This window comes from uncultured Agitococcus sp. (assembly GCF_937920075.1).
Taxonomy (GTDB): domain Bacteria; phylum Pseudomonadota; class Gammaproteobacteria; order Pseudomonadales; family Moraxellaceae; genus Agitococcus.
The window spans coordinates 1-5,051 of sequence record NZ_CALETI010000465.1 but is presented as its reverse complement, the minus strand read 5'-3'; the positions used below and the strand labels follow the sequence as shown (position 1 = coordinate 5,051).

General features: G+C 39.7%; 6 protein-coding genes. All 6 read right to left on the bottom strand.

Annotated features, from left to right (window positions below):
• Positions 1-212: type II toxin-antitoxin system Phd/YefM family antitoxin (locus Q0212_RS15840; RefSeq protein ID WP_297927297.1), on the bottom strand; the 212-nt coding region annotated here is incomplete at its 3' end.
• 60 nt (positions 213-272) lie between these two features.
• Positions 273-1,772 (bottom strand): lipopolysaccharide kinase InaA family protein, encoded by a 1,500-nt coding sequence (locus tag Q0212_RS15835; protein ID WP_297927295.1) that lies wholly within the window; start codon positions 1,770-1,772, stop codon positions 273-275.
• Position 1,773: 1 nt separating this feature from the next.
• Positions 1,774-2,877: a PP2C family serine/threonine-protein phosphatase gene (locus Q0212_RS15830; RefSeq protein ID WP_297927293.1), complete on the bottom strand. Its 1,104-nt coding sequence runs from the start codon at positions 2,875-2,877 to the stop codon at positions 1,774-1,776.
• 6 nt (positions 2,878-2,883) lie between these two features.
• Positions 2,884-3,939: a TerY-C metal binding domain-containing protein gene (locus Q0212_RS15825; RefSeq protein WP_297927291.1), complete on the bottom strand. Its 1,056-nt coding sequence runs from the start codon at positions 3,937-3,939 to the stop codon at positions 2,884-2,886.
• Positions 3,940-4,033: 94 nt separating this feature from the next.
• Positions 4,034-4,645 carry a VWA domain-containing protein gene (locus Q0212_RS15820; RefSeq protein WP_297927289.1) on the bottom strand — a complete coding sequence of 204 codons (612 nt, stop codon included), beginning with the start codon at positions 4,643-4,645 and terminating at the stop codon, positions 4,034-4,036.
• Positions 4,646-4,652: 7 nt separating this feature from the next.
• The coding region (locus tag Q0212_RS15815; RefSeq protein ID WP_297927288.1) for a TerD family protein at positions 4,653-5,051 on the bottom strand (399 nt) is incomplete at its 5' end.

The following is a 5,051-nucleotide window of genomic DNA, read 5'->3' as shown; positions in this document are numbered from 1 at the left end:
GGCTCATTTAGTGGTGACACAACATCATCTATCACGCTTTGTTGAGCAATTTGTTGTAAAGCCGTTTTTGCATCTTGTTTAGCTTGACTAGGGGGTACTATCACTGCCAATACTTGTCCATGTGAAGTGATAGACAACGATTCACCCATTTGTGCCACTTTTAAGTAATAGGCTAAATGACTACGAAAGTCACTGATATTAATGGTTTGCATTGCTATCTCCAAAATCGTACATAACTATTGTACAATATTTACTTTATTATCCCAAATTGTTTAACAGCTCACCATCTGCACCACCACCAAACGACTACCCTCACCGCGTGATAACAACAATTGCAAACCATCTACCAACGCAATTTTATCGCCAATGGCAATCGTTTGTTTATTAGCCACACTCATCAAATCGGGCAAAGCCTCATTGACCAAATACCATTGTTGTTGATGATAAACAAAGTAACCAATTCGACGTTTTTGTTCAGGCGTTAAACGCTCATTAGGAAATAATAATTTATTGCTATGCCATTGATATAACGATTGATTGTGATAAACCATGACACGATGGTTATCAGGTAAAAACCGCCCTTCTTGAGAAGCAGAATATAAATTTAATACAGGTAATTGGCCAACAAAGGGCGTTTGGCAAAACGGACAAATGGGCTTGGTACTATTAGCAAACACATACCATTTTTGCTCGCAGTCATGATTAATACAAGGCTGAATTAAATCAACGGTTTTGACCAAAGCCTGTTCCCATTCATCGGCACTGGGACGTAACTGTGGCTGATGTAAACCGTCAATAAAAGCGCGTTCAAATAACGGACTTAAATAACTACCTGTTAGGGTATAAGGTAACTTTTGCGTATCTTTCCACGGTAATTCTGAGGCTTTAACATAAGCAACATTAATCCGATTGCTGCTGTCTGTAGGATGCTCAATAAATAAGGCCTTTTCGCCCATCATCAAACTTTCATCATGTTGCGAGTCTTTCACATCATGCACTTTATCACCACGCAAAGGATGGCGATATAATAAGTACATATAAATTAATACTGCCAAAGCGTGTTCATCGGTGCGAATACTAGGTAACACACGTTTGGGGTCGTTACGCTCTAAATGCGCAGTTTTAACACACTCGGGTGCAATAAAATCAGGCGTTCCCACCACATCAGGTGCAAATTTATCAGGCACAACCAAACCATCTAAATCAATTAAACAGGCACTGCCTGTAATGGGATCAACCAAGACGTTTTTATATGACAAATCGGAATGAGCTAAACCTGCAGCATGTAAACGGCGCGTAGCACGGGCAATTTGCAAACAAATGCGTAAATGATGCAACCAATTGCCTAACTCACGACTATCTAAAAACTTTTGTCGATTTGATGGTGAAGCAAACCATTTGCCTTCTTTTTCTTTGCCTTTAATGCCAAGCATATCGTTTTGTTTAGAGCCATAATCAAAAAAGAAATGGCTGGCATAAAATGGCATCACGACACCAATTTTTCCTTGATATTCAACCATTGCTGTTGGCCAACAATACAAACCACGCCAATAATCACCGCCTTGTTGATTAAAAATCCGCTCTCGATATTGACCTGTAATCAGTTGCAAACGCTCTTTTAAAGCTTGGTCATTCTTCTTTCTAAACAAAGCTACGACATAACGTTTATCGGGCGAAAAATACACATCCTTCATTGCGCCAGCCGCTTTGATTTCATCAACAAATTCGACCACTGAACCATCAGAAGCGGTTAAACGCACTACATTAGCCATGTTATTTTTCCAAAATTACCACTAAAGTACGGTCATCGTGATTGCCTTTTGACCAAAAATCTAAACAGCTTAATAAATTTTTATCATCATCTAAGGCTTGATGTTGTTGTAAATACTGCCATAAATATTGCCATGCTTGGTCACAATTTAAGGCATTATCTGAGTCAAAAAACGCATCACTGACGCCATCGGTCATCAATAAACAGGGTACAAACTCTTTAGTGCAATAATTTGTTATAGGAGCTTGCATAAAATTACTATCACTTAAAAATCGCGTTTCGCCTGCATAATCACCACTATCGGGCATATTTAATAAACTGACTTGTTGTGTTTGTGGCGAATACAAAGCGATTGCACCATCACCTATGGCTACCGTCCAATACACATATTCTTTTTTTTGATTATCAAAATAACACAACACTATTAACACAGTACTGGCGTAATCTTTAACTGGTGTTTGTTGATGTTGTGCTTCATGTTCTATAGCGCATATCGCTTCAGCCAATGCACCTTTTAATTCAAGGTTAATGTCTTGCCTATCAACAGGTATTGGTCTAGACAAGATTTGCGTTAAAAAACTCCCCATCGTTTGACAAATTAACCATGAACCATAACGACTATATTGAGCACTACCAGCCCCATCAGCCACAATCGCTAATTGCCAATTTTCACCTTGTGCAATAAAAAAATCATCCTCTCTAAATTGGCCTTTATGGGCGTGAGAGCGGCCACGTTGACTGGCAGCGAGTATTTTATAGTGAGCATTGTGCAAAGATTGACTACGGCTATCAGGCTTGGCATATATTTCTTGGTTATTGGAAGGAATATTTTTCCATAAAGAGCGAGGGTCTGGATTAATGATAAGTTGGCTGTGACTGGTTTTAATGGTGCTATATTGATTTTCGATAATTAATTGATAATAAATAACCAGAGCATACTGCCCGATTGTTAATGGTTGGCCACACAATATTTGTTCTTGCTCATTAAAGGTTAAACCCGTTTCAGGGGCAATATCCACCGCCACCACATGCACTTGTTGAACATCATTACTCAAGCGCTGAAAATATCGCTGCCCAACCGAGGCTGGCACTAAGCTAAACACCATGATGGTTTAACCTCGAGCACGACTAATGTCAAAACCATCACTATCAGCACTGGCCATAACAAAGTTATTTTGATACTGACAATGAGGACAGTTAGCTGCACCTTCACCATCTATACAAAACAGTTGATTACAATTACCACAAGCGGCAATCGCATAATGATGACCACAATGGGGACAACCTGCCCCACCAATTAACATATCGGTATTAATGGTTGGTGTGGCCATGCTGTTATCACACAACTCATAATAATCTTTTTCTAAAGCTAACACTCCCGCCATATGGTAACGACCAAAATCGACTTGATACTGACCCGCATCAAATCTCATCGGCATTCGTTCATATTTAATCAAATAGGGCAAACGATAACGCTGACACATTCCCGATAAAATCACATAGTCTTCGTCAACTTTAGCCGCCAAGCCTAAATCGCCAATTTGCGACATAATCGAATCATCAAGCTTGGCTAAATTCACCCCACCAGTATTAGCTGAGACACTACGACTTTGTGCCACTACTGACTGACTGACCCAATCAATAAACTTTTTAAAATCTTCATCACTTTGTGCATTTAAATGCACGACATTTGGCGTGAGTTTACGTAAAGCTTCCAAATCGGCATATTGACCCACACCAATAGCAATTAATGCCGCTTGTTGCTGATAATATTTTTGCCAACGATACACTGCGTCCTTAATCTCATCAGTTGGTTTACCATCTGTCATCAAATAGACAATCGGCTTCCAATCGCCCTTTCGATCAGGTGTGGTTTTAATGACTTGATTATCTATTTCTTTCATCAAGTGTGTTAATGCTGCCCCCAAGCCTGTGCCTGAGCCAATTGGCAAACGCGGCGGATAAAAAACCGCCATCTCGACCAAAGGGGTTAAGGTTTTCGCCTTGCCAGCAAAGGCAATAATGGATAAATAAACCGTTTCTAAAGCATAAGGATCTGTTCTTAAACTGCTGACTAAACGCTCTAAGCCTTGTTGTAATTGCCGTAAGTTTTCGCCTGCCATCGACTCTGAGACATCAAGCAAAAAAAATATTGGTAAACGGCGCATATAAAATCCTTGTTTTTATTTAGTTAGAAAGATTTTCCCTTCGACTTCGCTCAGAAAGCTTTTTACGCTGGTTGAGCGAAGTCGAAACCAACCCTTAAATCACAATATTGATTTCGGCAGGTGGTGGAGGCAAAGCTGAATCATTATTTTGCTGATTGGCACTGACCGTGGCTGATACCCATTGGAAGAACTGGGAAAAAGTACTGCTATCCATTGTATCCAAACTTACTACTGTGTCAGTGAGTCGCTTTAAGGCACTGGCATCGGCTTTATGCCCTGCCGCACAAGCAATAATTTTGGCAAATGATCGGCGTTGTACTTCTTCTAATGCCTCTGTATAAGCCAAGGTATCTGACGGTTTTCCATCAGTCATGACAAATAATAAAGGCTGTGCATCCTTAGTGCGATTAAGTTCACTATCCACTTTTTGGCAAATATGCATTAAGCCCTCGCCCAAAAATGTTGCGCCTGATTCAGGACACACAATGTCAGGCAAAACAATATTGCGAATGGCAGTGAGCGGTAACACCTCTTTAATGAGCGAATCAAAAGTAACGATAGATAAATAAATATTATCTAAAGCATGATGTTGTTGGCGCAAAGATGCCATCATCGCACGCAAACCAATATTTACTGAGGTAATTGGCTCACCACGCATCGAACCTGAGGTATCTAATAATAGATACACGCAAAAACGTTGACTCACAGCCACCTCACCCAATGTAGTTTTTCAACACATCAACAAAATCATCACTATCATGCGGTGTACCTAATGCTTTAAAACGCCAACCATTAGCCTCACGAACAACCTCTGCAAAACTAATCGAACACATATTATCGTAGTGAGATTCAGCACTAATATCATAACGACATAATTCTTTACCTTTATTATCAACAGCACGAATAAAAGCATTTTTTAATTGGCCAAAATGTTGGGCTCGTTTTCGCCCTTCATAAATAGACACCACAAATAAGATACGTTGATATTTATCACTCAGATTATTTAACTTAACGATAATTTGCTCATCATCGCCATTACCTGCACCTGTACGATTATCGCCTGTTAACCAAATATGACCACTGGGATGTTTTTGACTATTAAAAAACACTAC